At 61.1% G+C, this 15,646-nt stretch carries 19 protein-coding genes; 9 read left to right on the forward strand and 10 right to left on the reverse strand.

The genetic code is table 11. From position 1 onward, the window contains the following. Window position 1: 1 nt before the first annotated feature. Both AB8B33_RS26465 and AB8B33_RS26470 read left to right on the forward strand, forming a co-directional pair. Entirely contained in the window at window positions 2-1,681 is a 1,680-nt protein-coding gene (locus tag AB8B33_RS26465) for an ABC transporter permease (RefSeq protein ID WP_439017644.1), read from the forward strand. Window positions 1,682-1,765: 84 nt separating this feature from the next. Continuing rightward, a complete protein-coding gene (locus AB8B33_RS26470; protein WP_439017645.1) occupies window positions 1,766-1,975 on the forward strand; it encodes a hypothetical protein in 210 nt (69 codons plus the stop codon). A gap of 2 nt (window positions 1,976-1,977) precedes the next feature. Here AB8B33_RS26470 and AB8B33_RS26475 read toward each other — a convergent pair whose 3' ends face one another. The 6 genes from AB8B33_RS26475 to pcaD form a co-directional block, all read right to left on the reverse strand. Beyond that, a complete protein-coding gene (locus AB8B33_RS26475; RefSeq protein WP_439017646.1) occupies window positions 1,978-2,745 on the reverse strand; it encodes an SDR family oxidoreductase in 768 nt (255 codons plus the stop codon). A gap of 62 nt (window positions 2,746-2,807) precedes the next feature. Then, window positions 2,808-3,854, reverse strand: a complete 1,047-nt coding sequence (locus AB8B33_RS26480; RefSeq protein ID WP_439017647.1) for a 3-carboxy-cis,cis-muconate cycloisomerase — start codon at window positions 3,852-3,854, stop codon at window positions 2,808-2,810. A gap of 119 nt (window positions 3,855-3,973) precedes the next feature. Continuing rightward, window positions 3,974-4,585: a protocatechuate 3,4-dioxygenase subunit alpha gene (pcaG, locus tag AB8B33_RS26485; RefSeq protein WP_439017648.1), complete on the reverse strand. Its 612-nt coding sequence runs from the start codon at window positions 4,583-4,585 to the stop codon at window positions 3,974-3,976. Window position 4,586: 1 nt separating this feature from the next. After that, window positions 4,587-5,336 (reverse strand): protocatechuate 3,4-dioxygenase subunit beta, encoded by a 750-nt coding sequence (pcaH, locus tag AB8B33_RS26490; RefSeq protein ID WP_439017649.1) that lies wholly within the window; start codon window positions 5,334-5,336, stop codon window positions 4,587-4,589. Between the two features lie 10 nt (window positions 5,337-5,346). Beyond that, window positions 5,347-5,745 carry a 4-carboxymuconolactone decarboxylase gene (gene pcaC, locus AB8B33_RS26495; protein WP_113323682.1) on the reverse strand — a complete coding sequence of 133 codons (399 nt, stop codon included), beginning with the start codon at window positions 5,743-5,745 and terminating at the stop codon, window positions 5,347-5,349. Next, entirely contained in the window at window positions 5,742-6,545 is an 804-nt protein-coding gene (gene pcaD, locus AB8B33_RS26500) for a 3-oxoadipate enol-lactonase (RefSeq protein WP_439017650.1), read from the reverse strand. The genes pcaC and pcaD overlap by 4 nt, the downstream gene beginning before the upstream one ends. A gap of 93 nt (window positions 6,546-6,638) precedes the next feature. On the opposite strand from pcaD, the gene pcaQ reads away from it, so the two are divergent. The 6 genes from pcaQ (at window position 6,639) to AB8B33_RS26530 (ending at window position 11,810) form a co-directional block, all read left to right on the forward strand. Further along, a complete protein-coding gene (gene pcaQ / locus AB8B33_RS26505; RefSeq protein WP_439017651.1) occupies window positions 6,639-7,577 on the forward strand; it encodes a pca operon transcription factor PcaQ in 939 nt (312 codons plus the stop codon). A gap of 67 nt (window positions 7,578-7,644) precedes the next feature. Continuing rightward, on the forward strand, window positions 7,645-8,538 hold the full coding sequence (locus AB8B33_RS26510; protein ID WP_439017652.1) for an NAD(P)-dependent oxidoreductase: 894 nt from the start codon (window positions 7,645-7,647) through the stop codon (window positions 8,536-8,538). An 81-nt stretch (window positions 8,539-8,619) separates the two neighbouring features. Beyond that, complete coding sequence (locus AB8B33_RS26515) at window positions 8,620-9,297, forward strand: response regulator transcription factor (RefSeq protein ID WP_007821040.1); 678 nt, start codon at window positions 8,620-8,622, stop codon at window positions 9,295-9,297. Beyond that, a complete protein-coding gene (locus tag AB8B33_RS26520) occupies window positions 9,294-10,664 on the forward strand; it encodes a sensor histidine kinase (RefSeq protein ID WP_310382447.1) in 1,371 nt (456 codons plus the stop codon). Before AB8B33_RS26515 ends, AB8B33_RS26520 begins: the two co-directional genes overlap by 4 nt. Window positions 10,665-10,750: 86 nt before the next feature. Continuing rightward, window positions 10,751-11,320: a class I SAM-dependent methyltransferase gene (locus tag AB8B33_RS26525; RefSeq protein ID WP_439017653.1), complete on the forward strand. Its 570-nt coding sequence runs from the start codon at window positions 10,751-10,753 to the stop codon at window positions 11,318-11,320. A 4-nt stretch (window positions 11,321-11,324) separates the two neighbouring features. Next, a complete protein-coding gene (locus tag AB8B33_RS26530) occupies window positions 11,325-11,810 on the forward strand; it encodes a DedA family protein (RefSeq protein WP_439017655.1) in 486 nt (161 codons plus the stop codon). 18 nt (window positions 11,811-11,828) lie between these two features. Here the strand turns inward: AB8B33_RS26530 and AB8B33_RS26535 are convergent, their stop codons facing one another. Beyond that, window positions 11,829-12,584, reverse strand: coding sequence for an IclR family transcriptional regulator (locus AB8B33_RS26535; RefSeq protein WP_439017656.1), 756 nt, complete (start codon window positions 12,582-12,584; stop codon window positions 11,829-11,831). A gap of 114 nt (window positions 12,585-12,698) precedes the next feature. Further along, on the reverse strand, window positions 12,699-13,610 hold the full coding sequence (locus tag AB8B33_RS26540) for an acetamidase/formamidase family protein (RefSeq protein WP_310382451.1): 912 nt from the start codon (window positions 13,608-13,610) through the stop codon (window positions 12,699-12,701). A gap of 231 nt (window positions 13,611-13,841) precedes the next feature. Here AB8B33_RS26540 and AB8B33_RS26545 point away from each other — a divergent pair, with 231 nt between their 5' ends. Continuing rightward, window positions 13,842-14,255, forward strand: coding sequence for a YbaN family protein (locus AB8B33_RS26545; RefSeq protein ID WP_439018856.1), 414 nt, complete (start codon window positions 13,842-13,844; stop codon window positions 14,253-14,255). A gap of 46 nt (window positions 14,256-14,301) precedes the next feature. Here AB8B33_RS26545 and AB8B33_RS26550 read toward each other — a convergent pair whose 3' ends face one another. Together AB8B33_RS26550 and AB8B33_RS26555 are read right to left on the reverse strand one after the other, a co-directional pair. Beyond that, on the reverse strand, window positions 14,302-14,562 hold the full coding sequence (locus AB8B33_RS26550) for a hypothetical protein (RefSeq protein ID WP_439017657.1): 261 nt from the start codon (window positions 14,560-14,562) through the stop codon (window positions 14,302-14,304). 326 nt (window positions 14,563-14,888) lie between these two features. Further along, entirely contained in the window at window positions 14,889-15,590 is a 702-nt protein-coding gene (locus AB8B33_RS26555; RefSeq protein WP_439017658.1) for a hypothetical protein, read from the reverse strand. Window positions 15,591-15,646 lie beyond the last annotated feature (56 nt).

Consider the following 15,646-nt stretch of genomic DNA (forward strand, 5'->3'; position numbering starts at 1 on the left):
AATGCGAGGAAACGGCATCGGCGGCACGGCTCCGGCCGCCTGGCTGGCAACGGCAGGTCTCATTGTCGTCGTTGCCGTTCCCTTCATCGCAGTGGTACTGCAGGGCATCTTCCCCGAACTCGGACAGGGCTCGTTTGCAAGCCCTTTCTCCTCGCTCTATGCGACGCTCGCCGACAGTTCGCTCATCCGCATGGGCGGCAACACCATCCTGCTCGGCGCTTGCGTGGTGTTTGCTTCGGCGCTCGTCGCTGTGCCGCTCGGCGTCTTCCGGGCCCTCTACAGAATTCCCTTTGCGCCTGTCTGGGACGTGCTGCTGCTCGTGCCCTTCATGATCCCGCCTTATATCGCCACGCTCGGCTGGATCATGACCCTGCAGCCGCGCGGTTATCTGCAGCAGCTTGCCGGTTTCAATCTGGCACCCTTCCTGTTTTCGATCTTCGGCATGACGCTGGTCATGGCCTTCAACACCTTCCCGGTCGTCTATTTCGCGGTGTCGCGCACGGTCGAGGCCGTCGGCGCACGTTATGCCGATGTCGGCCGCGTCTTCGGCGCGTCGCCGGCACGCGCCTTCTGGCGTATCACGTTGCCACTGTCTGCGCCTGGCCTCACGGCGAGCTTCATGCTGGTCTTTGCCGCTGCGATCGAGGAATATGGCACGCCTGCAGCGCTCGGTCGCCGCGCCGGTTTCCAGGTGCTGGTCACCGGCATCGACCTTCGTGTCACCGACTGGCCGATCGATCTGCCGGGTGCAGCGATCCTGTCGCTGGTGCTGGTCGCCATGTCGCTCGTCACCTTCCTCTTGCAGCGCTGGATTCTGGCACGGCGCTCCTACCAGACGGTCGGCGGCAAACCGACGGCAAAGGACAAGCGCCCGCTTGGCACGCTGAAGCTACCCGTCATGATTGCCTTTAGCGTCGTGGCGTTTCTCGCGACCGGCGTACCGCTGCTGGCAATCCTTGCGACCGCGCTAGCGCGAACGATCTCCGGCGGCCTTGCTCTCGACAATGTCAGCCTCGACAATTTCATGGCGGTCTTCGGTAATAGCGCTGGCGCCGTGACGGCGCTGATCAACAGTTTCTCGCTGGGTATCGGCACGGCGCTGATCACGGGACTGATCGGCGTTACGGCCGCCTATACTGTCGTTAAGACGAAAATCTCCGGCCGAATGGCCATCGATGTCATGACAATCCTGCCAAATGCGCTGCCAGGTATCGTCGTAGCCGTTGGTCTCATCCTCGCCTGGAACATGCCGGGCCTGCCGTTTACGCCCTACAATACCGGCCTCATCCTGCTGCTTGCCTATTGCTGCATCCTGCTGCCGCAGCCGGTGCGCTACACGACGGCGGCCTTCCAGCAGATCGGCGACAATCTGGAGGCGGCTGCCCGCGTCTGTGGCGCGAGCGGCATCACGGCCTTCCGGCGTATCCTTCTGCCGCTCGTCTTTCCAAGCCTTGCCTCTTCGATGCTGCTGGTCTTTGCGCTGGCCTCGCGCGAACTCGTTGCCTCGGTCGTCGTCGCACCTGTCGGCATGCAGACGATCGCGACCTTCATCTGGCGGCAGTTCGAACAGGGTTCGATCGGCCTCGGCATGGCCATGGCTTTCATCGCCATCTGCATCACGACATTACTGCCGCTGATCCTGATGGGGCTGATGCGCCGCGGCAATATGGTTGCGGATTGAGGCGCGCCTGAAGACAGATTTATGGGTGCTTGTCTCCTGACCCGATCGCTGAGATAATTTCGGCGGCGACCTTGGGAATGCCGCATGGCGACACTCGCAGAGATACTCATAGGCCTCGGTGCCGGCGTCATCCTGATCGCCTCGGCGATCGCAATTTCATTGTCCTGGAACAGTGTCTGGCAGAAAATCTTCCCCGCGGTCAACCTCAACGCTCATGATAGCTTCGAGAGTAATGATAGCCGCTCCGAGGGCGACCACACCGGATATCATCACGGGAGTCATGGTGGCCACTAGGCTCAAAGCGAGGCAGTAATTCCGCCGTCTACCATCAGCATATGCCCGTTGACGAAGGACGACGCATCCGAGGCAAGAAAGACGGCTGCTCCAACCAGCTCCCCGACATTACCCCAGCGACCCGCCGGCGTGCGGGTCTCAAGCCACCCTGAGAACTTCGGATCGTCGACCAGTGCCTGATTGAGCGGCGTCTTGAAATAGCCCGGCGCGATGGCATTCACCTGAAGACCGTGTTTGGCCCAATCCGTTGCCATGCCACGGGTGAGATTGCGGACGGCGCCTTTGGTCGCAGTGTAGGGCGCGATACCGGGCCGTGCGAGTTCGGCCTGCACCGAGGCAATGTTGATGATCTTGCCGCGGCCGCGGCCGATCATCGCCCGCGCGACCGGCTGACTGACATAGAAGATGCTGGAAACGTTGGTGCGGAAAAGTTCGTCCCACTTTTCGACCGGGAAGTCCTCCAGCGGCGTGCGAAACTGCATGCCGGCATTGTTGACGAGTATATCGATCGGGCCGATTTCCGCTTCGATATAGTCGATCGCCGAACGGCAGGCCTCGGCATCGGTTACATCGAAGGCAGCGCTGACGGCATGGCCTTTGTTTTCACGGATCGCTTTGGCTGCCGCTTCCGCTTTCTGGGCATTGCGCCCGTTGATGATGACTGAGGCCCCGTGCTCGGCAAGCCCGAGCGCCAGCGCATGGCCGATGCCCTGGCTGGAGCCTGTCACGAGCGCTCGGCGGCCGGAAAGATCGAAGAGGGGAAAGGTCACGGGATCACTCCTGAAATCACCATCCCTGCATAGCCGGTTTTACCGACTGAGTGCAAAGGTGATCAGTTCGTCCCTAGACGCTTGATATTACCAACGAGTTCCGTGGCGAGCCGCAATGACGCGGCAGTCGCCATGACCATCTGCGGCAGCACCAGCCATTCGAGCGTCCAGGCGGCGCCCGATCGCTCCTGTTCATGGACGAGCGAGTGGTGGATCGCTGAAAGCTGCGTGGCGTTGAACCGGGCAAGCGCGACCAATGTTTCGGCGGCGACCGGATTCTGCTTGTGGGCCATGGCCGAGGATGTGCCGCCGCCCGCAAGCTCGATCTCGCCTCCGGCTTCGGCGAGCAGCGCCACGTCCTGTCCGAATTTGCCAAGGCTGCCCGAAATCAATGAGTAGAGATTGGCGAGATCGGCAAGGCGGCTCCGCCGGCTCTGCCATTGCGGCTCATCGGTCAGCCCCAGTTCCAGTGCCAGCGAGGCGCGCACGGCGGATGCCTCGGGTCCGAGTTTTTCGAGCGTGCCGGCAGCACCGCCGAACTGAACGGGGAAGGTCTGCTCCGTCAGCCGGTCTCGATAGGTCTCCAACGGCAGCCGCCAGGCGGCTATGCGATCGGCAGCGGTGATAGGGATCGCGGCCTGCATGCGCGTATGGCCCATCAGGCGGTTGTTGCCGAGTTGGCGCTCGAGTGCGGCAAGTCCCGTGACCACCGAATGCAGGCGTGCGCCAAAGAGGAAGCTCACAGATTTCAGCCGCAGCATGAGGCTGGTGTCGATGACATCCTGGCTGGTCGCCCCAAAATGGACGTGCTTTGCAACCTCTTCCCCTGCTGCCTCCCGAAGCTGCCGAACCAGATCGGGAATGACGACGCCATCTCGGGCGGTCGCGGCTTTTAGGCTTTCCATGTCGGGGGTGAAACCTGCACAGGTCTGGCCAATCTCCCGTGCGGCTTCAGCCGGAATGACGCCGTGTGTGGCCTCGGCACGAGCAAGCGCTGCCTCGAAAGACAGCATTGCCCGGATATCCGCTTCGGCGGAAAAATACGGGGCTATTTCACTGTCGCCGAGCAGGCCGGAGAGGAAGGGATGATCGAAAGGGGAAGTGGTCATTCGGAGTCTCGTTTCATAACCGCCCGTCTGGCCTGTCGCGCCATCAAGCTCAGGACAAGTTAGGGCAGCACGAGGCTACTTGCCCGGCACATTGTGGACAAGTAGCGTCTGCGTGCGGGTCAGATGTCGAGAAACACCGTTTCCTTCGGCCCCTGAAGATAGATGTCGAAGGTCAGGTTCGCACCGTCGCGGGTTGCGATCAGCGTGGGCACACGATCACGGTGCTCGATGCGCGCCAGGATCGGATCGGCGGCGTTGGCTTCCTGCTCTTCCGGGAAATACATCCGTGTGTGCAGGCCGATATTGATGCCACGGGCAACGATCCAGAAGGTGACGTGCGGCGCCATCTTGCGCCCGTCCTTGAACGGCAACTTGCCGGGCTTGATGGTCTCAAAGCTGTAGACACCGTCTTCCGCGCGGGTGGGGCAGCGGCCCCAGCCGGTGAAGTTCGGATCGGCTGTGCCGCGCATTTCCGAGGGACTGTTATAGAGGCCGGCACTGTCGGCCTGCCAGATCTCGATGACGGCATCGCGAACGAGCGCGCCGGCCCCGTCGAAGATACGGCCGCTGACAGTGATGCGCTCACCGAGCGTCTTGTCATTGACCATCTGAATACCGAGGTCGGTATCATAGACGCCGGTGATGTCGCAGAAATTCGGCGTCAGGCCGATATGCACATAGGGGCCGGCGGTCTGGGATGGGGTTTCCTTGAGGTAGCCGAGTTCCTGCATGTCAGTTCCCCTCCAGCTTGTTTTCGAACATGGTCGAGCGTCGACCGCGCAACACGATATCGAACTTGTAGGCGCGGCTGTCCATCGGGATCGTATTGCCCCAGTCCATCGGAGCGATCAGCTGCTCGATCGCCACCTTGTCCGGGATCGAGCCGACGATCGGACATTTCCAGATCATCGGATCGCCTTCGAAATACATCTGGGTGATCAGGCGCTGCGAAAAACCGTGGCCGAAGATCGAGAAATGGATATGAGCCGGGCGCCAGTCGTTGACGCCGTTCGGCCAGGGATAGGCGCCGGGCCGCACGGTGCGGAAGAAATAGCGGCCTTCCTCATCGGTGATGAAGCGGCCGCAGCCGCCGAAATTCGGGTCGATGGCGGCGAGATAGGTTTCCTTCTTGTGGCGGTAGCGGCCGCCGGCATTGGCCTGCCAGAATTCCACGAGAACGCCAGCCTGCGGCCGGCCGCGCTCGTCGAGCACCCGGCCGTGCACGATGATCCGCTCGCCGATGGCGCTCTCGCCGGGCCGGGCGAAATTATGGATCAAGTCGTTATCCATCTCGCCAATCATCGAATGGCCGAAGACCGGGCCGGTGATTTCCGAGATCGTGCCATCGAGCGATAGCAGCGCGCGCTGGGGCGAGCGCAGGAGCGAGGTCTTGTAGCCTGGCGCATAGGCCGGCGGGTGCCAGGCGCGGTCACGAGCGAAAAAGGCCCCGGTTTCTGGCTTGCGGTTCGGTAAGTCGGACATTCTCTCCCCCTCAGGCCGCCTTGCCGGCGTCCATCTGCTCGAAAACCTGCTTTGCGATCTTGATCGCATGATTGGCCGCCGGCACACCGGCATAGATTGCCACATGCAGCAGCGCCTCGCGAATATCCTCCCGCGAGGCGCCGGTATTGGCGGTGGCGCGCACATGCATTGCCACCTCGTCATCCTGACCGAGCGCGGCAAGCAGCGCGATTGTAATCATCGAGCGCTCGCGTTTCGTCAGCTCCGGCCGGGACCAGACATGGCCCCAGGCAGCCTCGGTGATCAGTTCCTGGAACGGCCTGTCGAACTCGGTTGAGGCCGCCTGCGCGCGGTCAACATGAGGATCGCCGAGAACGGAGCGGCGGGTTACCATGCCCTGGTGATAGCGTTCGGACGCGGTGTCGCTCATGGGCTCTTTTCTCCAATGGATGAGAGGAAGGCGCGGATGATCGCCGTCAGCGCTTCCGGCTGCTCGACAGGCGGAATATGGGCGCAATCCTTGATGACTTCATAGCGCGCGTCAGGGATCAGTTTTGCCGTTGAGAGCACCAGATCCGGCGGCGTCGAGCCGTCCTGATCACCGACTACGCAGATGGTCGGCACTTTGATCTTGCGTGCGACTTCGGTGAAATCGGCGTCGCGGATCGCTGCGCAGGTGGCGACATAACCTTCTACCGGCTGGCGGATCAGCATGTTGCAGTAGCCGGCATAGGCGATGTTTTCCGGTCGGCGGAAGGCTGGTGTGAACCAGCGCTCCATCACCATGTCGACAATGCTGGCGATGCCGTTCCTCTCGACTGCGGCGATGCGGTTGTTCCAGCTTTCGACCGTGCCAATCTTGTGGGCTGTGTCGCAGAGAATCAGCGCCTTCACGAGATCCGGACGACGCTGGTAGAGCGATTGGGCGATAAGGCCCCCGACCGAGAGACCACAGATGACCGCATCCTTGACCGAGAGAAGGTCGAGAAGGCCGGCAAGGTCGGTGGCATGATCCTCCATGGCGTAGGGCACCTGGCCGACATCGGAGAGGCCGTGGCCGCGCATGTCATAGAGGATGATGGCAAAGTCGCCGGCAAGACGGACGATCACGTCGCGCCAGATTCGGAAGTCTGTGCCAAGCGAATTGGCAAAGACGATAACCGGCCTGTCAGCCGGAGCCCCGATGAGCTGGTAGTGGATCGTTACATCGTTGATACTGGCAAACTGCACTTTAAATCTCCTCCATACGCAATTTGGTGAGTTGATCCGGTTAAGTAAAATGATATTTTCCGGCTTTCCAATAACTCATGGGTTATGAAAACAATGATCGATGGCCGCATCAAGTTTCGCCATCTGCAGGCCTTTGTCGAGGTGGCGCGGCAGAAAAGCGTGATGAAGGCGGCCGAGCTTTTGCATGTCAGCCAGCCGGCGGTAACCAAGACGATCCGTGAGCTGGAACAGGCGCTCGGTGTCGGCGTCTTCGAGCGCGATGGGCGCGGTATCCGGATCACGCGCTACGGCGAGGTCTTCCTGCGCCATGCGGGTGCTGCGCTGACGGCGCTGCGGCAGGGGCTTGATTCCGTCTCGCAGGAGCAGTTCGGCGACGCTCCGCCGATCCGTATCGGCGCGCTGCCAACGGTCTCGACGCGTATCATGCCACGGGCGATGGACCTGTTTCTGAAGGAAAATACCTGGAGCCGGGTGAAGATCGTAACCGGCGATAATGCCGTGCTTTTGGAGCAACTGCGCATCGGCGATCTCGACCTCGTCGTCGGCCGTCTGGCGGGAGCAGAAAGGATGGCCGGCTTCTCCTTCGAGCATCTCTATTCCGAACAGGTCGTCTTTGCCGTGCGCGCCGGCCATCCGCTGCTGGCCTCCGGCAAATCGCTCTTCGCTGAACTCGGCCGCTATACGCTTCTGATGCCGACCCGCGGTTCGATTATCCGGCCGGTGGTTGAGAATTTTCTGATCGCCAATGGTGTCGCCAGTCTGCCAAGCCAGATCGAAACGGTCTCCGATGCCTTCGGCCGTGCTTTTGTGCGCGACAGCGACGCGATCTGGATTATTTCCAACGGCGTGGTTGCGCGCGATATTGCCGATGGCGTGCTTGCCGCCCTGCCTGTCGATACCAGCGAGACGAAGGGGCCGGTCGGACTGACGGTGCGTACGGATTCCATTCCTTCGCTGCCGCTGTCGATCCTCATGCAGACGATCCGCGAGGCGGCGCTGGAAATTTCTGGTCAGCCCGCACCTGCGCACTAACCTTCAAGACAGCAGCCACCTTTGTTCGTAGACTTGTTGCCCCTGGCTATCCAAGGAGGCGGCAGTAATGAAAACAGGCTTCATCGGTCTCGGCGTGATGGGCACGCCGATGGCGCTTAATCTCGCGCGGGCAGGCCGCGACCTCATCGTCTGGAACCGTTCGCCGGAAAGTGTGGAAAGGTTGCGGGCGGCCGGCGCCGAGGTGGCTGCCGATGTGGATGCGGTGTTCGGCAAGGCCAGCACCGTTATCCTGATGCTGGCGACAGAGGTGGTGATTGACACGGTTCTCGGGCGTGGCACGCCTGATTTTGCCGCACGCGTCGCGGGGCATGTCATCATCCATATGGGAACGACGGCGCCGGCCTATTCGAAAGCGCTAGAAGCGGATATCCGCGCAGCCGGCGGCCGGTATGTCGAGGCGCCCGTTTCGGGTTCGCGCCGGCCGGCGGAGGAGGGCGAGCTTGTGGCCATGCTTGCCGGAGGGGCTGACGTGATCGAGGAGGTCCGTTCGCTGCTGACGCCCATGTGTCGGGAGGCGGTCGTCTGTGGCGCGGTGCCGAATGCGCTGTTGATGAAGCTCGCCGTCAACATCTTTCTCATCACGTCGGTCACGGGCTTGGCGGAGGCGGCTCATTTTGCCGGCAGGCAGGGGCTGGACATGGGGATTTTCAGGGCCGTCGTCGATGCCGGCCAGATGGCGAGCGGAATATCACGCATCAAGAGTGGCAAGCTGGTGGAGCGGGATTTCTCAGTGCAGGCGGCGATCCTTGACGTGTTGAGGAACAACAGGCTGGTGGCCGAAGCGGCGCGGCAGGCGGGCATCGCCTCGCCGCTGCTCGATGCCTGCCATACGCTCTATGCCGAAACCGAAAGCCTGGGTTTCGGGCGCGAGGATATGGCGGCCGTCATTCGCGCCCTTGAAGCGCGAACCGAGGCAATCAGCCTGCCTTTCGGGGATTGACGCCACACCGCTCTGGCATTTGGCGTCATGCTGACGCAATCTTGCCTGTGCAGAGAGCAGCTTTTGAAGTTGGACGGTTAAATGCGCGTCTTGCTGGCGGAAGATGAACCGGAAATGGCCGCCGTGCTCGTGGCGGCGCTCCGCAACAACAATATCATCACGGACCACGTTTCTACCATCGAGGCGGCCGAGGAGGCCGTGCGGCTGAACAGCTATGATGCCCTGCTGCTTGACCGCAGCCTGCCTGACGGCGACGGGCTGGAGCTGATCGCCGACGCGCGCCGTATCCAGCCGGCTGTCCCGGTTATCATGCTGACGGCGCGCGGCGATCTGAAGGACCGGATAGAAGGCCTCGATCTCGGTGCCGACGACTATCTCGCCAAACCCTTTGCGGTCGAGGAGTTGATGGCGCGTTTGCGGGCCATTCTGCGCCGTCCGGGTAATATCGAGATCGAGAGCTTGTGCCTTGGCCGGCTGCATTTCGACCTGCGCAACCGCGAGGCGCGTGTCGGCGAGATGGCGCTTGAACTGCCTCGCCGCGAATTGCTGGTGCTGGAAGCGCTGATGCGTCGGGCCGGCCGCACGGTTGAGCGCTCCAGCCTCGAGGAAGCGGTCTACGGCATGGACGACGAGATCCAGTCCAATGCCCTCGACGCGCATGTTTCGCGCGTGCGCCGCAAGCTCGATGCGGCGTGCGCCGGGGTCGAGATCCATACGATCCGCGGCGTCGGTTATCTGATCCGGCAGGCCCGGCCATGAAGAAGATGAAGTTCTATTCGCTGAAATGGAGGCTGATCCGCCGGCTGGTGGCGCTGCAGGCAGCGACCCTGGTGCTAATTGCGATCGCCTTTGCCTTCGTCTTCTGGATTTCGGGCATGAGTGGCATCTTCGCACCCGATGAACATGCAATCGATGCGGTCACGGAATCGATTGCCTGGAACGCCGACGGTTCGATGCGTATCACCAACACCGACGATCTGGGTTATCAGCGCGACAAGGCGGCCGACTTCTGGTTTCTGGTACGCGATCAGCAGGGACGCATGGTCAGCGAAGGCAATGTGCCGGCGCAATATCTCGCCATCGCCGCGTCGGGTACCGATATCGCCGAAGCCCGTTTCAATGGGGACGAGGACAATCCCGCGACGATTGCCGCGCGCCTGCAGAAAATAAAGACGGATCACGGCGATCTGCTCGTCATCGTCGGCCGACAGGGCAGCCTTTCGGCCGGCAAACTTCTGGTCGTCTTCATGGCAATCGCTTCCGGTATCGTGCTTCCGGTGATTTTGCTGACAGGCCTCATAACACTGGCGGTCACACCCTTTGTGGCGCGCGGCATCCACCGCGGATTGAGCGAAGTGGCGCAGGCAGCACAAGGCATCGACGGGACGACACGCGGCTACCGCCTGCCGCTCGAAAACGTGCCGGAAGAAGTTGCGCCGCTGGTGATTGCCATGAACGAGACGCTGCAGCGTCTCGACGACGACCACAACAAGCAGCGGCGCTTCATGCTGGCCGCTGCCCATGAGCTGCGCACGCCGATCGCCATCTTGCAAAACCGGCTGGAAACCATGCCGCCGACGGAGGCGACCAACCGGCTGCTGGAAGATGTCGCCCGCCTTTCGACGCTAGCCCAGCAGCTGCTCGACCTGCAGCGGCTTAATCAGGAGCCGGTACTGGATTGCTCGATCGACCTTGCGACCGTTGCGCGGCGGCAGGCCGCCGAGCTTGCACCGCTGATCATTGCCGCCGGCTATCAGGCGAATTTCGAGTTGCGTTCGATGCCGGAGCGCATCCTCGGCGATGAGACGGCGCTGGAACGGGCGATTGCCAATCTGGTGCAGAACGCCATCCAGCATGGCGGCAGGAGCGGTACGATCACGATTGCGGTCGAGCGCCCTGCACAGATTTCCGTCAGCGATGAAGGCCCTGGTATCGCGCCTGAGGACCAGGAGCGGATCTTCGAGCCCTTCCAGCGTGCGAACGGTCGCAGCCAGGGCATCGGGCTTGGCCTCCATCTCGTGCGCGAGATCGTCAAGCTGCACCACGGGCGCGTATGGGTGTCGAATGCGGAGAGCGGTGGGGCAAGCTTCAACATGAGCTTCGAGCCGACGGTCCAGACCGCATGAATCTTTCCGATGGCGCGGGTGCACGTCATGTTCGCATCATTTGAAAGGGGAATACCGTAGACGGACATTCGATGCTGGAGACCCGCATGCAACAGCCGCCGCTGGCCGCCTTCTTTAGCGCGCTTCTCGCCGAGCCCAGGAAAATCGGCGCGATCGTGCCCTCGGGAGGGCGGCTGGCGCGGCTGATGACCAGCGAAATTGAGCCTTCCGCAGGCAAGGTGCTGGAGCTCGGTCCCGGCACAGGGGTTTTCACGGAGGCGCTTCTGAAACGCGGCCTGCCGGCGCGAGACCTCACGCTGGTAGAACTCGAAACCCGCTTCATCGCTCCGCTGCAACAACGGTTTCCTGACGTAACGATACTCCAGCGCGATGCGCGCGAGCTTGCCGCCTGCAAGGCGGAGCTTGGACCGCAGGCGGCAATCGTCAGCGGATTGCCCTTTCGCAATATGCCCTTGGAAATCATCCGCGCCATTGTCGGCGGCAGCTTTGGCCTGCTGGAACATGGCGGCGCCTTCTACCAGTTCACCTACGGCCATGCCTGCTCTGTACCGGCAGACGTGCTCGATGACTTCGGGCTGCGGGCAGAGAGGCTCGGCCGGGTGCGCCTGAATATCCCGCCCGCCAGCGTCTTTCGCATTTCGCGCCGGCCGGAGTGACGATATGACCGTGCCGAACTTCGTGACCTTTATCCTTGCAACAGGCCTCTGCGGCGTGATGCTTGTCGCGATGCTGGAAAAACTGGTTCCGGTCGTCCCGTCCGCCGGCATCTACCTGTTCTTCGGGCTGACGGCAGGCTCGGAATTTTCGGCTGTGATCCCGCTGGTCATCATCTCCGCCTTCGGTTCGATGGCCGGGTCGCTTTGCTGGTACTATCTGGCGCGCTTCTCCGGTGCCTCTCCGGGCCTTCGGTCGTTGTCGGTATGGCTTGGGCGCTTCACGGTAGCACGCAGAGCCTCGGGCTGGTACGCGGAAAGCATGACGCGCATGGCGCTGGTGCAGCTCGTGCCGGCCGCACGGGTCTATTCGGGCCTTGCTTCGTCGGTGGTCTCGATCGATGCCATCCGTTTTGCGGTTGCCACATTCATCGGCTGTCTCATCTGGAACGGCGCGCTGATTTCGGCCGGCTGGATGGTCCGGCATTTCTAAAGCGTTGCGCGACATGCGTTAGCGCAGCACGGTACGCAGCGCGGCCTGGGTTTCCTTCAGGAGCGGCAGGTAGCGGGCGACCATCTCAGCCGCCGGCACATGGGCGGCCGGCGCGCCGATATTGATGGCGGCGACCGTCTGGCCGCGATCGTTCTCGACAGGCACGGCGATGGAGCAGAGGCCGAGCTCCAGCTCCTGATCGATGAGGGCATAACCCTCGGCGCGGACCTTCCGGAATTCGGCCATCAATTCCCCGGGATCGGTCTTCGTGTTCGGGGTGTTCGCTTTCAGCTCGCTCCTGGAAAGCACAGCCCGGGCTTCGGCCTCCGGTAGGGCTGCAAGCAAGACACGACCCATCGAAGCACAATAGGCGGGAAGGCGGCTGCCAGGAGTGAGGTTGATCGACATGACACGGCGCTGCGAGGCGCGGGCGACATAGACGATGTCAGTGCCGTCGAGCACTGATGCGGATGCGCTCTGACCGGCTTTCTCGGAGAGCGCGTCAAGATGTGGCTGGATGAGCACCGGCAGCGGGGTTGCCTCCAGATAGGCATGCCCGAGCCGCAGGATCTTCGGCGTCAGAGTGAAGAACTTGCCGTCGTAATCGGCGTAACCCAGCTCGGCGAGCGTCAGTAGCGAGCGACGCACCGTGGCGCGGTCGAGGCCGGTGAGCTTCGCCGCGTCGGTGATTGATAGCCGACGATGCATTTCGCCGAAAGCTTCGATCACCTTGAGACCGCGGGCGAAGCCGCTGACGAAATCACTTTCCCGCATGGATTTGTCTGATTTCCTCGTGATGGGTCAGAAGTTAAGGCTTGCCGGATCTTTGGCCGGATCGAAGATGATACGAGCTTTCGATCCCTGGCTGCCTTCGCCGGTGGCGATCGGTCAGCGCGCTGGAAGCCATTTCTTCGCAACCCGGCAGGCAACCGTATATGCGGGGTCGAAGACGTTGCCGATGTCGTAACGGATCACCTGGCCGAGCAGATGGCTGGCCGCCACCGTGGTCAGGCCGTAGTCTATAACAAGCAGGTTCAACATCTCGGTCGTCGCATGCTGCAGAGCCTGGTCGAGCGGCCTCGCATTGCCGATGGTGATGACGTCATCAGCAGTTTCAGCCCTCGGCCAGGACATTGGCCTTCCCTTTTCAACCGTCAGCCGGACAGTGACTTCGAACGTCGTCTCTACACCGGTGCCGACGATTTCGCCGTCACCCTGGACCGCATGGCCGTCGCCAAGAAAGAACAATGCGCCGGGCGCGAAGACGGGGAACCAGATCGTCGCGCCTGGACCGAGCACGCGATAATCCATATTTCCGCCATACGCACCGCTCGTCGCCGTTGAGATCGCCTGACCAAAGCTCGGCGCCACGCCGAAACATCCGATCATCGGTGACAATGGCAGGACCAGATTTTCGATGCCGGCAACAGGTTCCTTCAGTTTCACAGTCATCGCTTGCCGGTCGATATCCCACAGCGTCTTTTCAGATCTTGGAAGGTCGCGAACGGCCTCGGGATCAATGACATTTGCCGCCAACACGCTGCGCGTGAACCCAGTATCCCTCGTGGGGTTCATGTCCAGGATTTCGACCTTGAGGGCATCTCCGGGTTCGGCACCCTCGACGAAGACCGGCCCGTTCATGGGATTTGGACCGTGTGCCTGCCGGACGTCATTCTCGTCATAACCCCAAGCGTCAAGTGTGCGGGTTACGACTGTGTCGCCGCTCGCGATCTTCAAAGCCGGAGGCATGGTTCCAATAACGTTGTAAAAGGCAGTTGCGACGAAATGGTGGGTCGTCATTCTATGTGTTCCGCTCGGGTGTTGGGAATGGGTGCGCAGGGTGATGTGCTGGTTCGACGAACTTACGCGTCTGTTGGGCAACCGTCGACGTGAAATATTCGGGCTTCCATGGGTGTGTGGTGAAATATGGCGCCGAGACTCCAAGATGCGAGGCAGCAGGAGATTTTGATCTTTTCGTTGCAGGCCATCGTGAGGCTGACGACCTGATAAGGAGTGCGTGAATTGAGTTCTATGCCCGGCCCGCCGCGCAGTTTGTTCCAACGGGCGGTCTACATTTGCCTTGGCCTGCTGATGGTCGGTCTTGGAATTATCGGTGCCATTCTTCCGCTCATGCCGACGACGATCTTCCTGATCCTGGCTGCGTGGTTTTTCAGCCGGTCATCCCCACGCCTGGAGGCCTATCTGATGCGCAGTCGATTTGGCGGCTCGCTGCGCGACTGGCGTGAAAATGGCGCAATTTCCAGGAAATCCAAGATTTTAGCCTTGATGGGGATGTCGGCCGGATATGCGATATTCTTCGTTACCTCGAAGCCATCGGTTTCTATTGCAATCATCGTCGGTGCATTGATCCTGGCTTGTGCCACCTACGTCGCTTCGCGGCCAAGTTCCAGCCGATGTAGCGAGCCGGATGAAAGCGGCGGCTAATCTACGTTTACGACAAGAGCCACTTTACAACGAACCTAAACTCAAATTATACGGCGCGCTCGCTATTGCTCCCATACCCCAACATTCCCATCTGAGCGCCATGCCAAAAACTCATAAGCACAAGTTCCTGCGGGAACAATACCGACGCATGCTTGCGTCCGACCACCATATCGATCCACGCTGGCGCGACAGTTTCGACGCGTTCCTGACGGATATTGATCATCTGGCGCCGAACACCGGAAGCCGTCGAATTATTGGTCGCAGGAACCTCAAGCTCGGTTTCGTACCCGGAAATGTCGAATGGCATTGGGAGAGCACGACACTGCCGGCATCGCGGGAAAACAGAGGACGCTAGGCCTGACGCACGACACGGCCGAAAGCAATCCCGCCAAATCGAGCCTTCGCGCAGCTTTGGCCGTGTCTTATCCCTTTTTGAGCGTTTTCTCTTCTGCCAGTCTTGCCTCGGCCGGCCTACCAACAATCTGACGTCATTATGAACCGGATGGCCGCCTATCCATGGAGGCGGAGCGGCTTTTGCACGAGGCCGGTAGGTCGCGTGATCCTGCTCTTTTGTTATGTCTCTGAAGGCCCTTTTTTGCGGTCGACGTCATCAGATTTGTCCATCTTGTGCCGTTAGATTTGTCTACAGAAAATCTGCAGTGATTTCAATTGCATATAGGCGCCGGCCATCGGTGGGTTTGAAACGCGGGATCGACGGTTGTCGGCGTCGAAATTTCGGGTCTGCACGTGGAGCACCGCCAATCGGAACCCGTCGCTGAAGACGACATAGTAGTCACAGATAAGCCAGTAAATCTCGTCAAGTGGTCCGTTAGGATGAACAAGTGCGGGCAACTTTTCCTGTGAACCGTCCAAGTTGAAGAGATACGGCCGCAACGGTCCGTGCGAGAAACCGCTTGGCACCGTCACATCGCGTTTAACTCCGATGATCGCGGTCGAATCATCAAGCCAGGCGAAGGGCGCGGTCCTGGAAAGAAGGTCTCCCGGGAGCCGTTCATTTACGATCTGGGCGCGGGCGCCGCGCGTCACGTCACCAAGCCAGAGACCTTTGGTGTACCCGACGGCAAAAACAAGCCCGCCGTTTGGCGAAAGCGAGGGCGGAAGAAATCTCGGCCAACCTTCCGGAATCGGCATGCATCGCAAGGTGTGGAAAGTCAGTGGCCCGGCAGGTGTCGGTTCGAGCATTTCGAGGGTGGGGCCCCAGTTATCGCCATAGCAACCAATCTGTTCAGGAGCCGCGATGGCTTCGACCTCAGCGCCAAAGGCCGCAATCATGGCCACCGCCGCGAACGAAATGATCGATGATGCGTGTTTCACCTTGATGGCCGCGGGGGCGTCGACGGCTTGACGACAGGGGACTGACTTACTTCGGA

It is taken from the genome of Rhizobium sp. 768_B6_N1_8, assembly GCF_051811225.1.
Lineage (GTDB): Bacteria > Pseudomonadota > Alphaproteobacteria > Rhizobiales > Rhizobiaceae > Rhizobium.

What these genes read in the sequence shown, in the direction of transcription:
- AB8B33_RS26465 (WP_439017644.1), top strand. Translation starts at nt 2, where the DNA reads ATGCGAGGAAACGGCATCGGCGGCACGGCTCCGGCCGCCTGGCTGGCA.
- pcaG (WP_439017648.1), bottom strand. Translation starts at nt 4,585, where the DNA reads ATGCAGGAACTCGGCTACCTCAAGGAAACCCCATCCCAGACCGCCGGC.
- AB8B33_RS26550 (WP_439017657.1), bottom strand. Translation starts at nt 14,562, where the DNA reads ATGCCATTCGACATTTCCGGGTACGAAACCGAGCTTGAGGTTCCTGCG.
- AB8B33_RS26515 (WP_007821040.1), top strand. Translation starts at nt 8,620, where the DNA reads ATGCGCGTCTTGCTGGCGGAAGATGAACCGGAAATGGCCGCCGTGCTC.
- AB8B33_RS26480 (WP_439017647.1), bottom strand. Translation starts at nt 3,854, where the DNA reads ATGACCACTTCCCCTTTCGATCATCCCTTCCTCTCCGGCCTGCTCGGC.
- AB8B33_RS26525 (WP_439017653.1), top strand. Translation starts at nt 10,751, where the DNA reads ATGCAACAGCCGCCGCTGGCCGCCTTCTTTAGCGCGCTTCTCGCCGAG.
- pcaQ (WP_439017651.1), top strand. Translation starts at nt 6,639, where the DNA reads ATGATCGATGGCCGCATCAAGTTTCGCCATCTGCAGGCCTTTGTCGAG.
- AB8B33_RS26520 (WP_310382447.1), top strand. Translation starts at nt 9,294, where the DNA reads ATGAAGAAGATGAAGTTCTATTCGCTGAAATGGAGGCTGATCCGCCGG.
- pcaC (WP_113323682.1), bottom strand. Translation starts at nt 5,745, where the DNA reads ATGAGCGACACCGCGTCCGAACGCTATCACCAGGGCATGGTAACCCGC.
- AB8B33_RS26510 (WP_439017652.1), top strand. Translation starts at nt 7,645, where the DNA reads ATGAAAACAGGCTTCATCGGTCTCGGCGTGATGGGCACGCCGATGGCG.
- AB8B33_RS26470 (WP_439017645.1), top strand. Translation starts at nt 1,766, where the DNA reads ATGGCGACACTCGCAGAGATACTCATAGGCCTCGGTGCCGGCGTCATC.
- AB8B33_RS26540 (WP_310382451.1), bottom strand. Translation starts at nt 13,610, where the DNA reads ATGACGACCCACCATTTCGTCGCAACTGCCTTTTACAACGTTATTGGA.
- AB8B33_RS26530 (WP_439017655.1), top strand. Translation starts at nt 11,325, where the DNA reads ATGACCGTGCCGAACTTCGTGACCTTTATCCTTGCAACAGGCCTCTGC.
- AB8B33_RS26535 (WP_439017656.1), bottom strand. Translation starts at nt 12,584, where the DNA reads ATGCGGGAAAGTGATTTCGTCAGCGGCTTCGCCCGCGGTCTCAAGGTG.
- pcaH (WP_439017649.1), bottom strand. Translation starts at nt 5,336, where the DNA reads ATGTCCGACTTACCGAACCGCAAGCCAGAAACCGGGGCCTTTTTCGCT.
- AB8B33_RS26545 (WP_439018856.1), top strand. Translation starts at nt 13,842, where the DNA reads ATGCCCGGCCCGCCGCGCAGTTTGTTCCAACGGGCGGTCTACATTTGC.